The organism is Butyrivibrio sp. WCD3002 (assembly GCF_000424265.1).
Classification (GTDB): domain Bacteria; phylum Bacillota; class Clostridia; order Lachnospirales; family Lachnospiraceae; genus Butyrivibrio.
Window position 1 is genome coordinate 64,890 of sequence record NZ_AUJO01000006.1, and the last position, 17,167, is coordinate 82,056.

Here is a 17,167-nt window from a genome sequence, read left to right on the forward strand (position 1 = left end):
AAAGTGTTGATTATGTCAGAGAAAATTAAGAATTCCATGGATAAAAACAACGTGAAAAATTCCGTTGCAAAGAAAAAAGAAGACGGCAGGATACGCTATACAAAAATGCGCATACGTACTGCCTTCTATGAATTATTACAGGAAATCGGATATGAAAAAATCACAGTCACATCCATCTGCAGCCGTGCAGAGATAAACCGAGCGACTTTTTATAAGCATTATCTGGATGTTCCGGATCTTGTGGATAAGCTGCAGGAAGCTGTAATAGATGAGATATCTGCAAAACTGGAAGCTGCCAGCTATGAAAATATCGATGAATTTGTGACAAATACCCTGAGATATCTGCGGGAAAGCATGAATGATGATCTTAGTCTGATGTCCTTTATGTCACAGAATGGCTCAGAATTTTCAAGAAAAATTGTGTTTCTCTTCTATGATCATTTTTCCAAAGCACTGGAAGTATATGCAAACTCCGACCCTAACCTGAACAAAGAAGTGCTTTTTGCATACATCTCTGCAGGTAGTGCCGGAGTCATAGATTACTGGAATAAATCAGGTTTTGTTGAATCGGAAGAACAAATCGCCGCCAAGATTTTAAAGCTTGCCAAAATGACACTTAATGGCATTTAGCGTGCCACTGGGGACGGTTCTGCCACTGGGGACGGTTCTCTTTGGCACGCGTGCCACTGGGGACGGTTCTTTTTGGCACGCTATCAGCTTACCTTAATTTTAAATGTCTCGGTAGTCTTTTTGATACCATCCTTAGCGCCAACTGTTACCTTAAACTTATAAACGCCTTTGGATGTACCCTTCTTAAACTTTAAAATAACTTTTCTTCCTTTAATGCTGATCGATGCGACATTTCTGTTCTTTTTGGAAGAAATGTCCTTTACAGAAATTTTTCCCTTTGAATTGTCTATTTTAATTGTTACAGTCTGAGCCTTTTTCTTCAGCTTTTTATAGGATACCTTTTCACTGCTGCAGGTAATCTGCGCAAGATTATTGGCTTTTCCGGAATTAACCTGACGGCCGGATTTACTGTTTGAGCCCGGAGCAGTATTGCTATCGTTAGTGCGGCCATCTCTTTTCTCTTCGGAAGGATTTTCCTCATTCTGCTGATCATCAGGGCTTGAAATATCATCACCGGAACCATTTTCGCCGCTGTTTCCGGAGCCACTTTCTCCGGATCCACTACTGGAGCCGCCATATGAAGCTCCTGTCTTATTTGCTTTATAATAATTGATGCCGGTTTCGTCTATATAAAACGTATCTGTAAAGCTGTGTCTTACGCCACATAAATACCAGTAGGTAGTAAATCTAACGGCAAATACATACTTAGCACCAGGATCCAGGTTATATATTCTGGTATTGGAGTATGGATAGTTGACAGCAAGAGCGTTGTAATCAGTATTTTTTAACATTTTCTCAGCTGCCTGATAGCTTGCCTTTACAGCACTTGAATTTTTAAGGTCAGCCGGAAGCTTGGCATATCCTATCTCAGTCACACAGTCGATGCCGGGTCTTGCGCAGTATTCACTAAGCACAGTCTGACCGCAATAGTTTTTGATGGCATTTGTCCAATCAAGATGTGCTTCGCTGCCCTGATGCTTCACAACGCCGTCATACATATATGCGATAACTTTGTCTTTTTTTACATGGCTGTCGATTTCGCTGTCAGTTTTTGCGCCTTCCGTGCAGATATGAGTAAGATAGGGATAAATCTTTTCACTTTTACCCGTTTTATTCTCCCAACTACATTTCATTATTACCGTGTAGCTGGTAGCGGGTTTTAGACCGGAAAAAGTAAAGCTTTTAGTTGATACATCAGCTTGAAACTGATGTGCATCTGCTTTTTTTGCTGCCTTTCTGACATTAGGTCCGCAATTGTTGCTAGGGCCATACTTTTGTCTGTCCGCATCCGCATCATACTGCTCATCTTCAACTATGGCAAAACAGAGTTTTTTCTCATCCTTGGCAGCTTTAATCTTCCTGTCTGCCTGTTTCTGCTTAGACCAGTCTAAGGTAATGCTGTCTGCAGTAACAGTAGTTGCTAATGTAACGCCATAGGAATCGTAGGAAGAAGAAAGGTATCTTCCTGCGGCATCACTGTCTTTGCGGGAATCAAACTTAGTCACAGGCTCAACACTATTATAGATCGCGGAATCATCGGTGTCTTTTGTTTTGATATCTGATAACTGAACGTATTTAAAGAATTTCTTGTAATTACCTGTATCTGCATTGTTAGCACTAAGCCATACAGCCGCAACAAATGTATAGGTATGATTTGGACTAAGTCCTCTCATGTTGTAAATGCCTTGCTTATTACCTAGCTTGTAATATTTCTTTCCTGCAATCTCCTTTGCTTTCATAAGAGCTGCTTCAGTGCCAGCTGCCTGATCTGCATATCCAACACTGATGGTATACATACTCGGTTTGTGATTTTTCTCACGACATTCACATTCAATGTTTCTTAAAGCTTCGCTGATATCAACAGCAGCAGTTGTTCCGGTAGAGCCTACAAACTTTGCAGTTTCATTGGAGCCGCCGGTTGTTGCGGCGTCAAGCACCTGAAAATTATGAACCGTAGTTCCCGTTCCCTTTGGGCCGGAATGAGATATTCTCCAATCCACCTCAATTGTATATTCAGTATCAGGTTTAAGTCCTTTTATTGTATACTGACGCAGTTTTGTATTAACTGAAATGTTATGTTTTATCTTATTTCTGTCACAGGGATTAGCCGCATAGCCAACTTTAAAATAATCCCATTTGTATGACGTATTGCCATCGGCCTTCTGTTCTTCGAATTGATCATCAGCCGCCATGCTCCAGTCTATGGTTATAGTAGTATCCGTCGCATCTACCACATGCATCGTATTGTTATATGCCTTAGCACTCATAGGCCCTACAAGCATCCACAAACCAAATGCTACAGCTGAACCCTTTAGTAATTTTTTTAGAAATTGCTTCATGTTACTCTTGTTCCCCTTTATACCCCAAAAATCTTTTCTGTGTGCTTATTTAACCCTGATTTTGATAGTCTCAGTGGTTTTCTTTGTTTCGCCGTAAGCACCTACGGTCACCTTGAATTTATAGACTCCCTTGGCAGTACCCTTCTTAAACTTAACTTTGACCTTTCTTCCCTTAACCTTAACCTCGGCAACATTTTTGTTTTTCTTGGAAGAAACATCCTTGACGGTAATTGCGCCTTTTGAATTTTCTACATTGATAGTTACTGTCTTTGCTTTTTTCTTAAGCTTCTTATGAGAAATCTTATCAGTACTACAAATAATCTGAGCAAAGTCGTTTTGGGGCATCTCTGCAGTTTTTATCTGACTCTCAGAAGTGCTGCCATAGCCGGCTGCATCACTGCTTCCATTACTACTGCTATCGCTGTTTTCCTCGGAAGAACCTGCTTCCGCTGCTCCCGGGGAAGGAGTTGTGGTACTCTCGCCGCTGTTAGATGAGCCGCTGCCACCACTCTTACCGGAGCCACTCTCGCCGCTGTTAGAGGAACCGCTACCACCACTCTTACCGGAGCCGCTTTCACCACTATTGCCGGAGCCACTCTCGCCGCTGTTACCTGAACCGCTTCCTCCTCCCGGTTTCATGTCTATGTCATGTCCATCATACTGAGCCCCGGTCTCCTTTGCTTTAACAAAGTTTATTCCTGTCTCATCAGCATAGATCATGGTATCCTTGCTATTAAAATTACGATATTGATACCAGGTCACCGGTACACTTATCGCAAAAACATATTTATCATTTGGATTTAACCCATATATTTTGGTATTAGTTAAGGATGCTTCCACCTGATATGCCGTAGGATCGTATGCACGTATCATTCTTTCTGCTTCCTTATAAGCTTTATCAACATCCGCTTTACTGTACTTCTCAGGAAGCTTGGCATATCCAATCTCAGTGAATTGAGAAACAAGTGGTCTCAGATAATGATCATCAAATACACTTCTTCCCATAAAACTGTTTAATGCCCCTGTCCAGTCCAGATATGCTTCCTTTCCATCATGTTTAACAGTAGCATCATACAGATATCCGTATTTAAACTCTTGGGTAATCTGTGTTTTAATCTCCTGGTCAGATTTACTCCCCGTAGTTCCAACATTATCATATGCATAAACGGTTGCTCCCACCCACGGAGGACACTTATAAGAGCATTTCACCATGACAATATATCTTGTTGCAGGCTTAAGATTATTGAAAGTAAAAGAAGTTTTGCTTATAGGAATTGTATACTGGTGTGCATCAATCTTATCAGCTGCCTTTATTACAGCAGGACCGTAATTTTGTACCGGCCCATATTTTTGCTTTTCAACAAAATGGTCATAATTTTCAGCTTCCACACAGGACAAAACAATATCTTTTTCCTTAAGTCCGTTTCTGACAGCCTCTAAATCCTTCTCATTAGACCAGTCAATTGTAATAGAATTCTCGGTGCATGTTGATGAAAAACTCATACCACAGAGCCCCGTCTTAATAGGTACAATGGTTCTGCCCTTTCTTCGGGAATCCTCTCTGTAATCGTGCCTGGTTACGCTCTCTTTAGCCTTATAAATATCGGAGTCATCTGTTTTCCCTGTTGCGATATCCGGTAAAGTTATGTATACAAAACGGTTATAATACTTCCGGTCGCTTTTTCTTACAACTGTAAGATCAACACCTGCCACATAGGTATATTTATGGCCAGGCTTCAATCCGCGCATAGTATACATTCCCTGCTTGTATCCAAGAGGATTGAATTCTTTTCCTACTATTTCTTTAGCACTTTTCAGAGCCTTATCTTTTCCTACGGACTGATCTGCATATCCAGCGTTTCCATCAAAGTAGTAATAATAATCACCACTCGGTACAAGCTCTGAAGCTACTCTTTCAATAGCATCGGTCAGGTTGACAGTTGCTGTTGTCCCTGTAGTTCCAAGAAGTGTAGCTGTTTCGGGACTTCCGCCGGTTGTTCTTGCGTAATTTGTCTGAAAATTGTGCGTTGTATATCCCTTACCCTGAGCTTCATAGGCAACAGATACAAAATAGCTGGTATTAGGCTTAAGATTCTTAATTGTGTACTGCCTAAGAGAAGTATTAACTGAGATGTTTGCCTCTCTTCTTACCTTGTTCATTTCCGACGACAGCCCATAACCAAGCTTGAAATATATAAACTTTATTTTTTTGTTACCTTCCTGTCTCTCCGCGCAGAAATCATCCACAGCTTCGCTCCAGTCAACAGTAAGCGTAGTATCGGTAGCGTCCACAACATGCATGATATTACTGTATGCATTTACATGAATTGGATAAAAAAAGACGAGCGAACAAAAGATGGCCGTTACAGAAAGTAACAACCTGCGACAACATTGATTCATAACGATTTCCCCAACATACCCTTTCACAAAAAAAATTTTGGAAACTGTCCCCTCAAATATCAGTATTCTACTATTTTTGTGCAAATGTGTCAAAGAGTGCCAAAGGGGACGGTTCTAAATGGCACGGAAATTCCGTGCCATTTAGAACCGTCCCCTTTGGCAGTCCCCTTTGGCATTCTCCCCGTTGGCACCCAAAACCGTGCCACTTAGAACCGTCCCCTTTGGCACGATATCATGCCTGCTCTTTGTAAGCCATGCCGCCAAGAGAAAATCCTTTAGCAGTGCTGGTGCCGTAGGCTTCGATCTCATCAAAATCAAATTTAGACACATCCCCGGAAAATAAATTTGCTTTAGCAGGATCGAATTTTATAGCATTCTGAGCATCTTTAAGCTCTTTGATGAATTTGATTTCATAGTTTATCTTCTTGGAAAAGTAGATTAACCCTGCAAGACCGACTACATCTGTGTTTTCATAGGCGAGTCTTGCTTCCTCCTCGAGCTTTTCCTGGAGCACGTTCTTAGGAAAATCCAAAAGTACGTCAACGGCAGGGCCAAAGTAAGCTTCATCGACATCACCGAGACATCTGAAAAGAAAATCAATGCCCTCCTTGTTTTCCGGATACTCCAGCTGCTCTAAAAGAGTTACGCCGTTGCAGATACTGAACTCGCTTTTGTATTCATCAAAGTTCATATAATAGGCAAGCTCCACCTTTTTCTGCTGCACAGCCTTAACGGTATCCATGACATCTTTATCTGAAAGAACTCTTTCAAAAATGTCGTTGCGGATTTTTCCCTTTTTCGATACGGGCTTGAATTTTTCCGTGCTGTGCTTCTGATCCTTGGCAGCTGTTGCCTTTTCCCACTGATAACGAACTCTGCTAAAATCGGCCTTATCGATCTCGGATTTAGGCACATTGAGAAACAGATTAAATCTGCTGTTGGCCTTCTTGGGAATGGATGTATAGCAGATGCCTCTGTCCTCAAAGAAGCTGTTAAGCTCTGCCTGAATGCTCTCCTTCTTTGCCCTGCGGGGAAGTCTGATAACTCCGCCATCTATGGAATAAAGCTCATTGTTTTCAGGATTGTAGCCGCAGATAAGGTCAACCGGCATATATCCGCCGAGAATGCATACCCACTTATCGTCGTCGCTGATCTTTACATGATTGAGCAGCTTGCCATCTCTGGTGTAATACTTCTGAAATTTAGCTTTTCTGATGATCTTCATGACCTGTCTCTTATTAAGCATATCCCCGAAATGCGGGAGCTTATTAAAAAAGCTCACCTTTTTGCCATGTTCACCATAAAATTCCTTAAGTAAAATATATATTCCGTAAAAACATAAGCCTATAAAAGGAATGACGCATAAGGTTACCAGTTTTCCTGCCAGTGTATCCTGCATCATATAAACATTGTATGCCTTGATGGAATAATCAATTCCAACATATCCAAATAAAAACATCACTGTCCATAAGAACAGCTTTTCAAAAAAAGACATTACTATTACCTGTAAAACACTTTCTAATAAAAAAACACGTTGAAATTTTTACAAAACAGAACCCATTATAACAGAAAGTTTCATTAATGCCAAAGAGAGCTGATGGGGGTCAGCTCTCTTTGGTAAAGCAAAAAACTAAAAATATTGTGGGTGTGAAGTTTACTTTACTTCATTGGTTGAGCCATCTTTTTTAACAACGATGAGCTTGCAACCAAGACCGAATGCTGCAACAGTTCCTGCTATAAGTGCCCAGGGTGCTGCTGCAAGTCCAAGAATACCGCCGATGATTCCTACATTAAGCGGAACGCTGAGTACTATCTGATCGTCCTTCTTAACCTGGATTCTATCGACATTGCCTTCCTCTACAACTTTCTTAAGCTTTTCGATCAGTTCCTTGACATCATCAGCAATGTTTTTATCGTCTGCCTTGATAAGATTAACTGCGGCATCAACATTGCCCTCTGTCTGTTCAAGAGCTGCCTTTGCTGTCTGATAGTTAACTCCTGTAAGTTCCATTACCTTTTCAATAGCTTCAAGTGTGATGTTCATGTTGTCTCCTCCTTAAACTTTCACAATATAAAAATCATGTTCATCTTCGTTTGTTATTGCCCCCTTCTGTTTGGCAACAACTGTTGTTTGTTTATGTTATTATTCTAATCTGCCGGAAGCTTCTGTTACATAACATATAGAGCAAATATAACTACTCTATTTTCCCCCAATCGGAGAATTATGAACGGTTTAATGTCAAAATGCCCTTTTTTTGAATGCTGGCATAGAAAATAAATGATATTTCGTCAAGTAACGCACGTTGCTTATATCATGCTTATACTTTATTATTATATGGGGTTAATGAGGGGGTATACGGAAATGGTGGGAGGTTACTATGAAAAAAGTACAGGCAACTATTAACCGCATAGTCTTCGCATTTGCGATGGCTATCATTATGTTTTTCGGTTGGAAAACAAATGCTCTTGCAGCAGGCGATGAAATCGTAGTGGATTTTTCAAACGGCCAGCCCAAGAGTTTCGATTTTCAGAAATACGCTCCCACTGTTAGCAGTGTGACAAAAAGTAGCGATCTTGATGATGATGCAAAGGCAGTGATGTCTCTGACTTATATTTTAGATTCGTTGGAAGAAATATCCTTAAATCAAGATTCCGCGAGAGGTGCGGAGTTCATTATCTCCGCTGCTCCTAATCAGAGTATCAGCTTTAATACCAGTGATGACTATAGCTTTTTTTACGCTGATCCCAAGTCATCAGTTGGTACTTATGAAGCTGTTGTAACAAAGAATTCCATGCGCAAAGGACTTACAAATGAAGACATTGATTACGTTTTTCACGTTGTAGAGTATCTCTATGGAATCAACGCAACAAACGCTAATGGGGATAGATATTTCAAGCTTAAGCTTCTTTTCAGTAACCCCGGCTACGGCTATGTAAGATTGAACGAAAACGGCACAGTTGAAAGAATTATCCGCGAAAACAGTTTTTCTGAAAACAACTGCTCATACGAAGTAACAGCTGATGATGAGGTAAAATTTACCGGTGTTACCAAAAAGACTAAATCAGTAAATATCCCTGACACAGTAATGCATCAGGGATACACCTATAAAGTGACAGCTATTGCTGATAAAGCACTTTCAGGAAACGGCAAGGTAACCAGTGTAACTATCGGAAGTAACGTAAGATCAATCGGAAAATCCGCTTTCGAAAAATGTAAAAAGCTTAAAAAGGCAAAGATAAATACTACCGCCCTTACATCTGTTGGAAAAAGAGCTTTCGCAAAGAACGCAAGCGGCTTTACAGCAAAGGTTCCGAAGGCTAAGTACAAGGCTTATAAGAAGCTGTTTAAAAAGAGCGGTTCTTCCGTAAAGCTTAAAAAATAAGTTCAGCTAAACGAAAAAAGTGATGCGCATCAAAAGCGCATCACTTTTTTATTTACTTCATGTATGAAACATTATCAGACTTAAGTGTAAAGCCTACAGGCTCCTCTGACTCTTCATAATAAGGTTTTGCCGAGTACGTGTTCTGTTCGTAAAAATTCTTTTCTTCTATTCTTTTATAGTCTTCGCTTTGCTGCGGTGCATCATCCATTATGATTGCTGCGATTATGTAAGGAAGAATTCCAACGCCGCCCACAAATACAAGAAGTGCATAAATGATTCTTATAATTGTTGGATCGATTCCGAAATATTCTGCGATTCCTCCGCAAACGCCACATACTTTTTTATCTCTACTTTTATAAAGTCTTCCTCTCATGACCACTACCCCTTTCCTTCTCTCGAAGCAACTTACTTTTTTATAAGTATTTTAATTCGTAAAGTGCCCGGTGAAAACACCTGTTGTGGCAAAATTGTAATATTTATTCCTCTTTTCCTGCATGTGACGTTTCTTTTTACGAAAACATCATATATCCAAAGAAATAAACGAACCCTTATCACACTGAAAAAGGTTCGTTTTACACTGAAATGAATTACTGTTTATTCTCACATATTTGCAGCCACGGTCTGATAGATAACGTAGTCCTCTTCGCTGAAATTGACGATTGTTATCTCGATATCATAACCTGAGTTTTCCTCAAGCCACTCTCTCACTGTTTTAAGTGCAATTACTGCAGCTTCCTTTTTGGGATAACCGTATACTCCTGTGGAAATGCCGGGAAATGCTATGCTGTGAAGATCATTTGCTTTTGCTGTTTCCAGGCTGTTCCAATAGCAGTTTCGAAGGACAGTCGCGTCAGTATCCCTGCCGCTGTAAATGGGGCCAACCGTGTGAATAACATGCTTTGCGGGAAGCTTGTAGCCCTTTGTGATCTTGGCTTCTCCGGTTCTGCAGCCATTAAGCGTTCTGCACTCGGCAAGAAGCTCAGGGCCGGCAGCTCTGTGAATTGCGCCGTCAACGCCGCCACCTCCAAGAAGGCTCGAATTTGCCGCGTTTACAATGGCATCTACTTTTAATTTTGTTATATCACCTGTGTGGTATTTTATTGAACTCATTTCATCTCCTCTTAAGCGCCGGTTTTATAGAACTGATTTAATTACCTCTGATTCACCGATATATTCACATCGACCAAATAGCAAGCATCCTAAATGGTTCGTTATCCTGCAAAATTAAGACCGTTAAAACACTCTGTAATTAACGCCGATCCAAGCATTCCGTCTGTATAAGTAAGGACATATCGTCCATCCTCCATGGCATAATAGATTCTGTAAAGTCCCGGATAACTCTCAACCTTTAAGTCTATAAAGGTTTTGCCGTCTGTGCGATAAGGAGTCACCATATTATCCTGCCAGATGGCATTTGCAACGCCCTTGGTAGCATTTTCATCTGCCATCAAATCGCATGGTATCAGCTTTGATGCAGAAATGTATGGCTCAGCGCCTGTCTGATAATACATGAACTCCTCAATGGGTTCAGGCATACCATCAGCACCAATCTTACATCTCTGGGTAAGGAACTGAGTACCCAGAATCTGCTGCGAGCTTTCTACAAAGAAATCCTCCGGATCTGTGGGATAGGTATACTCGTATTCAGCACCCTCTTTCATCTTCCAAAAAGCTATGGCTCCGTTCAGATCATATAAATGAGTGAAGCTTTTTCCATCAAATTTGTACATGGCAGTCATCAGATAATCGCTGTCGGAAGTGTACTGCATGTAGAGATAATGGAATTTTGCTGCATCATTTGTTCTAAACCAAAAGCAGTCAAGACCGCGCATAGCATAATAATACAGGTCACCTTCATTAGGCATTTCATAGTCTTTGCCGTTGATGTTAAGGAAAAAGCTTGTGGTCATGTCGTTTTCATCCACAGCCATATCATAAGTTATGGTTTCAGCTTTTCCATCGCCGTCCAGATCTGCGCTGCAGCTCTCTTTTCCGGGCCCCGGAATGTTAAAGTATGCTATTTTTTCTGACTGCATATTTGCAGGATTTCTCTCATCATCTACTGAATCAGATTCACCTAAATAATCCTTAAAGGGTGTGATCTCAAGTTTGGGACATGGCGGATCGGCTTCATATCCCCATATACCTTCAGCTCCTTCCGGGATGAATTCTTCGGAAGCAGCTATCTCATCACTTCCTGTGGTGTTGGTGAAATATTTAAGCTCACCGTTTACTTCATCTGAAAAATAGTAGGTATCCCAAACAATCTCTGTTCCATCATCGCTTAAATGGCAGGTTCCGAGATATGTATTCATAGCGCCGCCGGAACCAAGATAGGAAAACTTCCCATCTCCAATCCATTCGTAGCTGTTGCGGGCCCAGCCTTCTATTGTCATGTGGGGTTCACCATTTTTCAGCGTGTAGCAGCCAAGAACAACACTGTGGGGCTCGCCGTCTTCATATTCATTATCCTTATTATCGGCAATTATCAGCTCCGGAATTCCGTCTCTACTGATATCTGTGAAAATATAGCCCACATATTCCATAAGATCGGGCTTTTCCCAATAATTTGCGATCTCCATAAGCCCCATGGGCGTATAGATCGTCATGTTCTCATAATAATTTTCATTTGTGATACAATCGTAGGCCTCATCCAGAACAGGCTTGTATTTAGCAACGTAATCTGCATCTTTATCTGCGTTTGAAGTGCTGTCTGCGCTGGCAGAATCGACGGAAGATCCACCATCAGAAGCTCCATCGCTGTCAGTAGATGAATCACCGGCAGAAGCAGAATCATCCTGCTGCGGCGAAGCTTCGTCAGTGCCGCTTTGTTCGGCGTTTTCCGTATCCGAGCCGCTATTGTCCTGATCGGCGTCAACTGCCTTTGTAGGCGCAGCGGTCTGTCCTTCTGTATCAGCTGCGGAAGAATCCGTCGTAGCCTTATTTCCTGAACAACCGCACAGTATTGTAAGTGTGAGTCCTAAACCAAGAATTTTTAGAAATGATCTTTTAACCATATCCCCCTCGATTCTTTTCACGAATTTAACTTCTTTTCCACCACAATAATTATAGCGAAAAGGTCATGATTTTAGAGTACGAAAAATGAAGGAATCCGTGCATAATTCGTACTTGACAGCTTAGTATATACGTGATTTTAGAATTCAGTTCAGAGAATCAAAAATGACAGAGATGAGATGCTTATAATCCGGAATCATATGCGCGAGATAATTATTTTCAAAATAGGCCATGGTACCCACTCCCGGGAAAAAATGTGCCATGCGCCAGAGGTAATAACCGATAGTGATAATAAGCAAAATTCCAAGAATTATTCCAAAGCCTTTTATTTTGCGATCACAGACATATCGATTCCAAAAGGCATAAAGAATAAACGCTATCCACAGAACCGATGTGGCATTATAAGTCAGTGCTTCCATGGGATGAAGCGTTAAGAACGAAAAGAAAGCCCGGGTGAGGCCGCATCCGGGACACGGAAGCCCCGTAAGCAGCACCATCGGGCAAAATTTATGAAATACAAGAACTACTCCGCCCCAAATAAGTAATACTATCAATATGACCTTTCGATTTTGAATAATATCCTTAATAAGACGGTTTAATGCTTTAGTCATGCTTTTAACTCAAACTGTTTGCAAGTTCAATAAGCGCAGCTCCGAGAAATACATAAGTGATTATGCCAATAATAGCCCAGATAAGCGCCCAGATAAGCTGTGCCTTAGCCCAGTTGGACTTTGATTTCTTTGCACTGCCACCAAATGCCCATACAAAAAGCATTATCAGACCTACACAGGGAATTGTAGTAAGAAAAATGGTTAATACCCAATCTCCTACAGAGGTTACTTCCTCTACCGGCGGCATCTGAACATAAGTTGTGTTGTTCACCGGCGGAACAGGCTGTGAATACTGTGGCTGCTGATTCCCGTTCATGTTGTTGTTTTCATCCATTGTTATTTCCTCCTCATAATATGACCTGTAGTCTCTACAGAATAATTATACATGAGGAGGAAAGTTATTATATAAAAAAACAATAAAATTATATTGAAATAACAATAACCTCAAATCAACCGTTTGATGATGTTGTAGATGTTACTGTGGTTGCTGCAATGATAGCTACAAGCATAGCTGTCTCTTGCGCAATTACTTCTGCAAGGGTTCCGCCAAGTACGGATGCACTATTCTTGAGGTTATCATCAGAATAAACGCCTGAAATGATCATTGCACCAAACATAAGTCTGGTATATTTATTCATATCAAAGGTTTCAAAGCCCTTCTGGCCCTTCAGATATTTTGCCACTTCGATGACCTCGCTTACAAGCTCATCTCTGTCAGCATCGATATCAATGAGGGTTCCAAGAGATGCAAGCTCATAGTCCTTACCATATTTCTCTCCTGCTTCCTTGAAAGCATCGAAGAATGAAAGAACCTTTTCAACTTTCTCGCTGCACTCTCCACCATAAGTAGTAAGTACCTGAGCAAGAGAATAAGCTGCATTTTCGTGGAAAGCAAAGCTCTTTTTTACGCTCTGGAATGTCTCTTCAAGCTCAGCAAGAATATCTTCTGTATCCTTATCAGTCATGGCAAGAAGAACTGCAATGCATATATCCTCATCAGAAGTAAGGAAAGGATGCTGGCTCTTCATTCCCTTGATGATCGCATCTGTTTTTTCGATGATATTGTCTGCTTCTGCAGCTTTGCCTGTACTAACAATGGTCATGGAAGCCATTACTTTGTAGGAAGATCCAAAGAATTTGCCCTTATTGAACTTCTCATAAACCTCGATAAGCTCATCAAGAAATTTCTCAGGATTCTCACTGACTGCCATTTTAGCTGACACAACCAGCTCGTTATTGCCTCTGAGCTCTGAAAAAGCACCCTTTCTATCGCGAAGAAGCTTCCTGCATTCCTTCATGTGCTCAGCATCTGCAACCTTGTCCTTCTCTGTGAAAGTTGCAGCTGCAACTGTTGTGATAAGACCGTTCTCAAACATGAAGCCCTTGTGAATAAGATCTCTGTTTGAAACCAGTAACTCACTTCTTTTCTGTACTTTTTCTTTCATACCTTCTCTCTCCTTTGGTGTTTTTTATTTTTCTGCATATTCCTGCAAGGATTTGATATTTCCTGCGCCGTTCGCCTTTACTTCCCTGATGCCCTGGGCAGCTGCTTTTGCGGCTGCAACTGTGGTTATGTAAGGAATGCGTGCCTTTATGGCTGCGCGGCGAAGGTAAGCATCATCATACTTTGCGCCTTTTTCTATAGGTGTATTGATAACAAGCTGCACGTCACCGTTTTTGATAAGATCCTCAACGTTGGGTCTTCCGCCCTCGTAGTTTTTCAGAATCTTTGTGGCTTCGATGCCTGCTTCGACGATGGTCTCGTAGGTTTTGCCTGTTGCATAGATCTTAAAGCCTTCATCCGCAAAGCCCTTCGCGATTGCTGAAGCCATAGGCTTATCCTCAGTGTTGAGAGAAATAAGCACTGCTCCCTTAAGAGGAAGCGCAGCATTTGCAGCTTCTTCTGCCTTGAAGAAGGCTTCGCCGGGAGTCTTTGCAAGTCCGAGAACTTCACCTGTGGAGCGCATTTCAGGTCCAAGTACAGGATCAACCTCAGGGAACATGTTGAAGGGGAATACCGCTTCTTTTACGCCGTAGTATTCAGGCTCGGTGTTTTTCTTTGCATCGATAAGGCCCTGAACAGGGGACGGTCTTCCTGTGAGCTGCGCTGTGATAATATCGGTTGCGATGGGCACCATTTTTATGCCGCATACCTTTGAAACAAGCGGTACTGTGCGGGATGCTCTCGGGTTAGCTTCAAGGACGTAAACGGTGTCATCCTCGATGGCATACTGCATGTTCATAAGTCCTACAACATTCATCTCAACCGCTATTTTGCGGGTATATTCCTCGATAGTCTTAAGGTGCTCCTCTGAGATGTGCTTGGAGGGAACTATGCAGGCAGAGTCACCTGAGTGAATTCCGGCAAGCTCGATGTGCTCCATAACTGCAGGAACGAAGGCCTTCTCGCCATCACTTATGGCGTCTGCTTCGCACTCCATGGCATTGTGGAGGAATCTGTCAATAAGGATCGGACGGTCAGGAGTTACGCCAACAGCGGCTTTCATGTAGCCTTCCATACTCTCCTCATCTCTTACGATTTCCATTCCTCTTCCGCCAAGGACGAAGGACGGTCTAACCATTACGGGATAACCGATTCTTGCAGCGATTTCCTTTGCAGTTTCTACGTCCGAAGCCATTCCGGACTCAGCCATGGGAATCTCAAGCTTTTCCATCATCATACGGAACTGATCTCTGTCTTCTGCAAGATCAATTACTTCAGGAGTGGTTCCAAGGATGTTTACACCCTCTTCCTTAAGCTTTGCAGCCAGGTTAAGGGGAGTCTGTCCGCCAAACTGTGCGATTACGCCCACGGGCTTTTCCTTTTTATAAATCTGAAGTACATCCTCCAAGGTCAGAGGCTCGAAGTAAAGTGTATCGGATGTATCGTAGTCCGTTGAAACTGTCTCAGGATTGCAGTTTACGATTATGGTCTCAAAGCCAAGTTTTTTCAGGGCAAGGGCAGCGTGTACACAGCAATAATCGAACTCAATACCCTGTCCGATTCTGTTGGGGCCTCCGCCAAGGATCATGATCTTCTTTGTATCGGCGCTGTCGTCTGCCTTGGGATTTTCAATGTTTGCATCTGTCTTGTAGGTTGAGTAATAGTAAGCGGCACCGTCAGTTCCATATACGTGGACACCGTCCCATTTTTCCGTAAGACCAAGCTCGTCTCTTGTATTTCTGATGTCATCCTCGGATACACCAAGAATTCCGGAAAGATATCTGTCTGCAAAGCCGTCTTCCTTAGCTTTGATCAGGGCTTCATTTGAGGGAACACTTCCCTTGAAGCTGCTTACCAATGCATTTTCCTCTTCGACGAGCTCTTTTATCTCATTAAGGAAATAGTGCTTAACCTTGGTGATATCAAAGATTTCGTCGACAGTAACGCCTTTCTTGAAGGCTTCGTAAATAAGGAAATATCTCTCGGAAGAAGCGTCCTTAAGAAGATGCAGAAGCTCTTCCTTGTCCATTTCCTCATATTTTTTCACATTTCCAAGGCCATATCTGCCTTTTTCAAGGGATCTGATGGCTTTCTGGAAGGCTTCCTTGAAGTTTTTACCGATGGACATGACTTCGCCGACAGCTCTCATCTGAGTGCCGAGCTTGTCCTCAACTCCGTGGAATTTTTCAAATGCCCAGCGGGCAAATTTTACTACCACGTAGTCGCCGTTAGGTACGTATTTATCAAGGGTTCCGAATTTGGAATCCGGAAGCTCGGAAAGTGTAAGTCCGGTAGCAAGCTTTGCGGAAACAAGGGCGATGGGGAAGCCTGTTGCTTTACTTGCAAGGGCTGATGATCTGGAGGTTCTGGGATTGATCTCGATAACAACGATTCGGCCTGTCTTTGGATCATGGGCGAACTGTACGTTGGTTCCGCCGATAACGCCGATGTGCTCAACAATCTTGTAGGCCTGGCGCTGAAGCTCCTGCTGAAGGTCCTCGTCAATTGTAAGCATGGGTGCGGTACAGAAGGAATCGCCGGTGTGAACACCGACAGGGTCTACGTTTTCGATAAAGCATACGGTAATCATATTGTTGTCTTTATCTCTTACAACCTCAAGCTCAAGTTCTTCCCAGCCAAGGATTGACTCCTCAACCAGAACCTGGTGAATGATGGATGCAGCAAGACCTCTTGCACATACTGTCTGCAGCTCTTCCTTGTTGTAAACAAGTCCGCCGCCTGCGCCGCCCATGGTATATGCGGGACGAAGAACAACGGGATATCCGAGCTCGTCAGCCTCAGCCAGCGCTTCCTCTATGCTGTAGCAGGCCTTTGACCTTGCCATCTCGATTCCGAGCTTATCCATGGTTTTCTTAAACTCAGTTCTGTCCTCGCCTCGTTCAATGGCATCTACCTGAACACCGATAACCTTCACGTTATATTTATCCAGAACTCCTGCTTTGTATAATTCTGAACACAAATTAAGACCAGACTGCCCTCCTAAATTAGGCAAAAGGGCATCCGGTCTTTCTTTTTCAATTACAGCCGCAACGCGGCTGACATTTAAGGGTTCAATATAAGTCCTGTCCGCCATCTCCGGATCGGTCATGATTGTAGCCGGATTGGAATTAACCAGGACGATTTCATAGCCAAGACTCCTCAGCGCCTTGCAGGCCTGGGTTCCTGAATAGTCAAATTCGCAGGCCTGTCCGATAACAATAGGGCCTGAGCCAATGATTAGTACCTTGTGGATATCTGTTCTCTGTGCCATGTTTCTCTCCATCTTTTCTGCGTTTTTTAGTCTCTAAAGATTTTATAATTCATTCATGATAAAAACAAGTAAAA

General features: G+C 42.3%; 13 protein-coding genes. 2 read left to right on the forward strand and 11 right to left on the reverse strand.

Annotated elements, in window-relative coordinates; genetic code table 11:
* Window positions 1-12 precede the first annotated feature (12 nt).
* Window positions 13-630: a TetR/AcrR family transcriptional regulator gene (locus tag G608_RS0108800; RefSeq protein WP_026495722.1), complete on the forward strand. Its 618-nt coding sequence runs from the start codon at window positions 13-15 to the stop codon at window positions 628-630.
* Window positions 631-713: 83 nt separating this feature from the next.
* Here the strand turns inward: G608_RS0108800 and G608_RS0108805 are convergent, their stop codons facing one another.
* From G608_RS0108805 to G608_RS0108820, 4 genes are all read right to left on the reverse strand, one after another.
* Window positions 714-2,969, reverse strand: coding sequence for a fibronectin type III domain-containing protein (locus G608_RS0108805; RefSeq protein WP_026495723.1), 2,256 nt, complete (start codon window positions 2,967-2,969; stop codon window positions 714-716).
* Window positions 2,970-3,014: 45 nt separating this feature from the next.
* A complete protein-coding gene (locus G608_RS22400) occupies window positions 3,015-5,270 on the reverse strand; it encodes a fibronectin type III domain-containing protein (protein WP_051209055.1) in 2,256 nt (751 codons plus the stop codon).
* 331 nt (window positions 5,271-5,601) lie between these two features.
* Entirely contained in the window at window positions 5,602-6,864 is a 1,263-nt protein-coding gene (locus G608_RS0108815; RefSeq protein WP_026495724.1) for a hypothetical protein, read from the reverse strand.
* Window positions 6,865-7,023: 159 nt separating this feature from the next.
* Window positions 7,024-7,413 (reverse strand): DUF4342 domain-containing protein, encoded by a 390-nt coding sequence (locus G608_RS0108820; RefSeq protein ID WP_026495725.1) that lies wholly within the window; start codon window positions 7,411-7,413, stop codon window positions 7,024-7,026.
* A gap of 334 nt (window positions 7,414-7,747) precedes the next feature.
* On the opposite strand from G608_RS0108820, the gene G608_RS0108825 reads away from it, so the two are divergent.
* Window positions 7,748-8,752: a leucine-rich repeat protein gene (locus tag G608_RS0108825; protein WP_026495726.1), complete on the forward strand. Its 1,005-nt coding sequence runs from the start codon at window positions 7,748-7,750 to the stop codon at window positions 8,750-8,752.
* Window positions 8,753-8,804: 52 nt separating this feature from the next.
* Here G608_RS0108825 and G608_RS24280 read toward each other — a convergent pair whose 3' ends face one another.
* The 7 genes from G608_RS24280 to carB form a co-directional block, all read right to left on the reverse strand.
* Window positions 8,805-9,125, reverse strand: coding sequence for a PspC domain-containing protein (locus G608_RS24280; protein WP_081677370.1), 321 nt, complete (start codon window positions 9,123-9,125; stop codon window positions 8,805-8,807).
* Window positions 9,126-9,352: 227 nt separating this feature from the next.
* Window positions 9,353-9,862 (reverse strand): O-acetyl-ADP-ribose deacetylase, encoded by a 510-nt coding sequence (locus G608_RS0108835; protein ID WP_026495727.1) that lies wholly within the window; start codon window positions 9,860-9,862, stop codon window positions 9,353-9,355.
* A 101-nt stretch (window positions 9,863-9,963) separates the two neighbouring features.
* The gene (locus tag G608_RS0108840; protein ID WP_026495728.1) at window positions 9,964-11,769 is read right to left on the reverse strand and encodes a hypothetical protein; all 1,806 of its coding nucleotides are present in this window, start codon (window positions 11,767-11,769) and stop codon (window positions 9,964-9,966) included.
* 144 nt (window positions 11,770-11,913) lie between these two features.
* A complete protein-coding gene (locus G608_RS20575; RefSeq protein ID WP_035795101.1) occupies window positions 11,914-12,378 on the reverse strand; it encodes a DUF2752 domain-containing protein in 465 nt (154 codons plus the stop codon).
* 4 nt (window positions 12,379-12,382) lie between these two features.
* Complete coding sequence (locus G608_RS0108850) at window positions 12,383-12,712, reverse strand: hypothetical protein (RefSeq protein ID WP_196810167.1); 330 nt, start codon at window positions 12,710-12,712, stop codon at window positions 12,383-12,385.
* A gap of 115 nt (window positions 12,713-12,827) precedes the next feature.
* Window positions 12,828-13,823, reverse strand: a complete 996-nt coding sequence (locus G608_RS0108855) for a DUF4003 family protein (protein WP_026495730.1) — start codon at window positions 13,821-13,823, stop codon at window positions 12,828-12,830.
* 24 nt (window positions 13,824-13,847) lie between these two features.
* Window positions 13,848-17,093 (reverse strand): carbamoyl-phosphate synthase large subunit, encoded by a 3,246-nt coding sequence (carB, locus tag G608_RS0108860; protein WP_026495731.1) that lies wholly within the window; start codon window positions 17,091-17,093, stop codon window positions 13,848-13,850.
* Window positions 17,094-17,167: the final 74 nt, after the last annotated feature.

Bases quoted from the DNA above. Each gene is read 5' to 3' on its own strand.
- G608_RS22400 (WP_051209055.1), bottom strand. From the start codon at position 5,270: ATGCATGTTGTGGACGCTACCGATACTACGCTTACTGTTGACTGGAGC.
- G608_RS0108800 (WP_026495722.1), top strand. From the start codon at position 13: ATGTCAGAGAAAATTAAGAATTCCATGGATAAAAACAACGTGAAAAAT.
- G608_RS0108805 (WP_026495723.1), bottom strand. From the start codon at position 2,969: ATGAAGCAATTTCTAAAAAAATTACTAAAGGGTTCAGCTGTAGCATTT.
- G608_RS0108835 (WP_026495727.1), bottom strand. From the start codon at position 9,862: ATGAGTTCAATAAAATACCACACAGGTGATATAACAAAATTAAAAGTA.
- carB (WP_026495731.1), bottom strand. From the start codon at position 17,093: ATGGCACAGAGAACAGATATCCACAAGGTACTAATCATTGGCTCAGGC.
- G608_RS0108825 (WP_026495726.1), top strand. From the start codon at position 7,748: ATGAAAAAAGTACAGGCAACTATTAACCGCATAGTCTTCGCATTTGCG.
- G608_RS0108850 (WP_196810167.1), bottom strand. From the start codon at position 12,712: ATGGATGAAAACAACAACATGAACGGGAATCAGCAGCCACAGTATTCA.
- G608_RS0108840 (WP_026495728.1), bottom strand. From the start codon at position 11,769: ATGGTTAAAAGATCATTTCTAAAAATTCTTGGTTTAGGACTCACACTT.
- G608_RS0108820 (WP_026495725.1), bottom strand. From the start codon at position 7,413: ATGAACATCACACTTGAAGCTATTGAAAAGGTAATGGAACTTACAGGA.
- G608_RS24280 (WP_081677370.1), bottom strand. From the start codon at position 9,125: ATGAGAGGAAGACTTTATAAAAGTAGAGATAAAAAAGTATGTGGCGTT.
- G608_RS20575 (WP_035795101.1), bottom strand. From the start codon at position 12,378: ATGACTAAAGCATTAAACCGTCTTATTAAGGATATTATTCAAAATCGA.
- G608_RS0108815 (WP_026495724.1), bottom strand. From the start codon at position 6,864: ATGTCTTTTTTTGAAAAGCTGTTCTTATGGACAGTGATGTTTTTATTT.
- G608_RS0108855 (WP_026495730.1), bottom strand. From the start codon at position 13,823: ATGAAAGAAAAAGTACAGAAAAGAAGTGAGTTACTGGTTTCAAACAGA.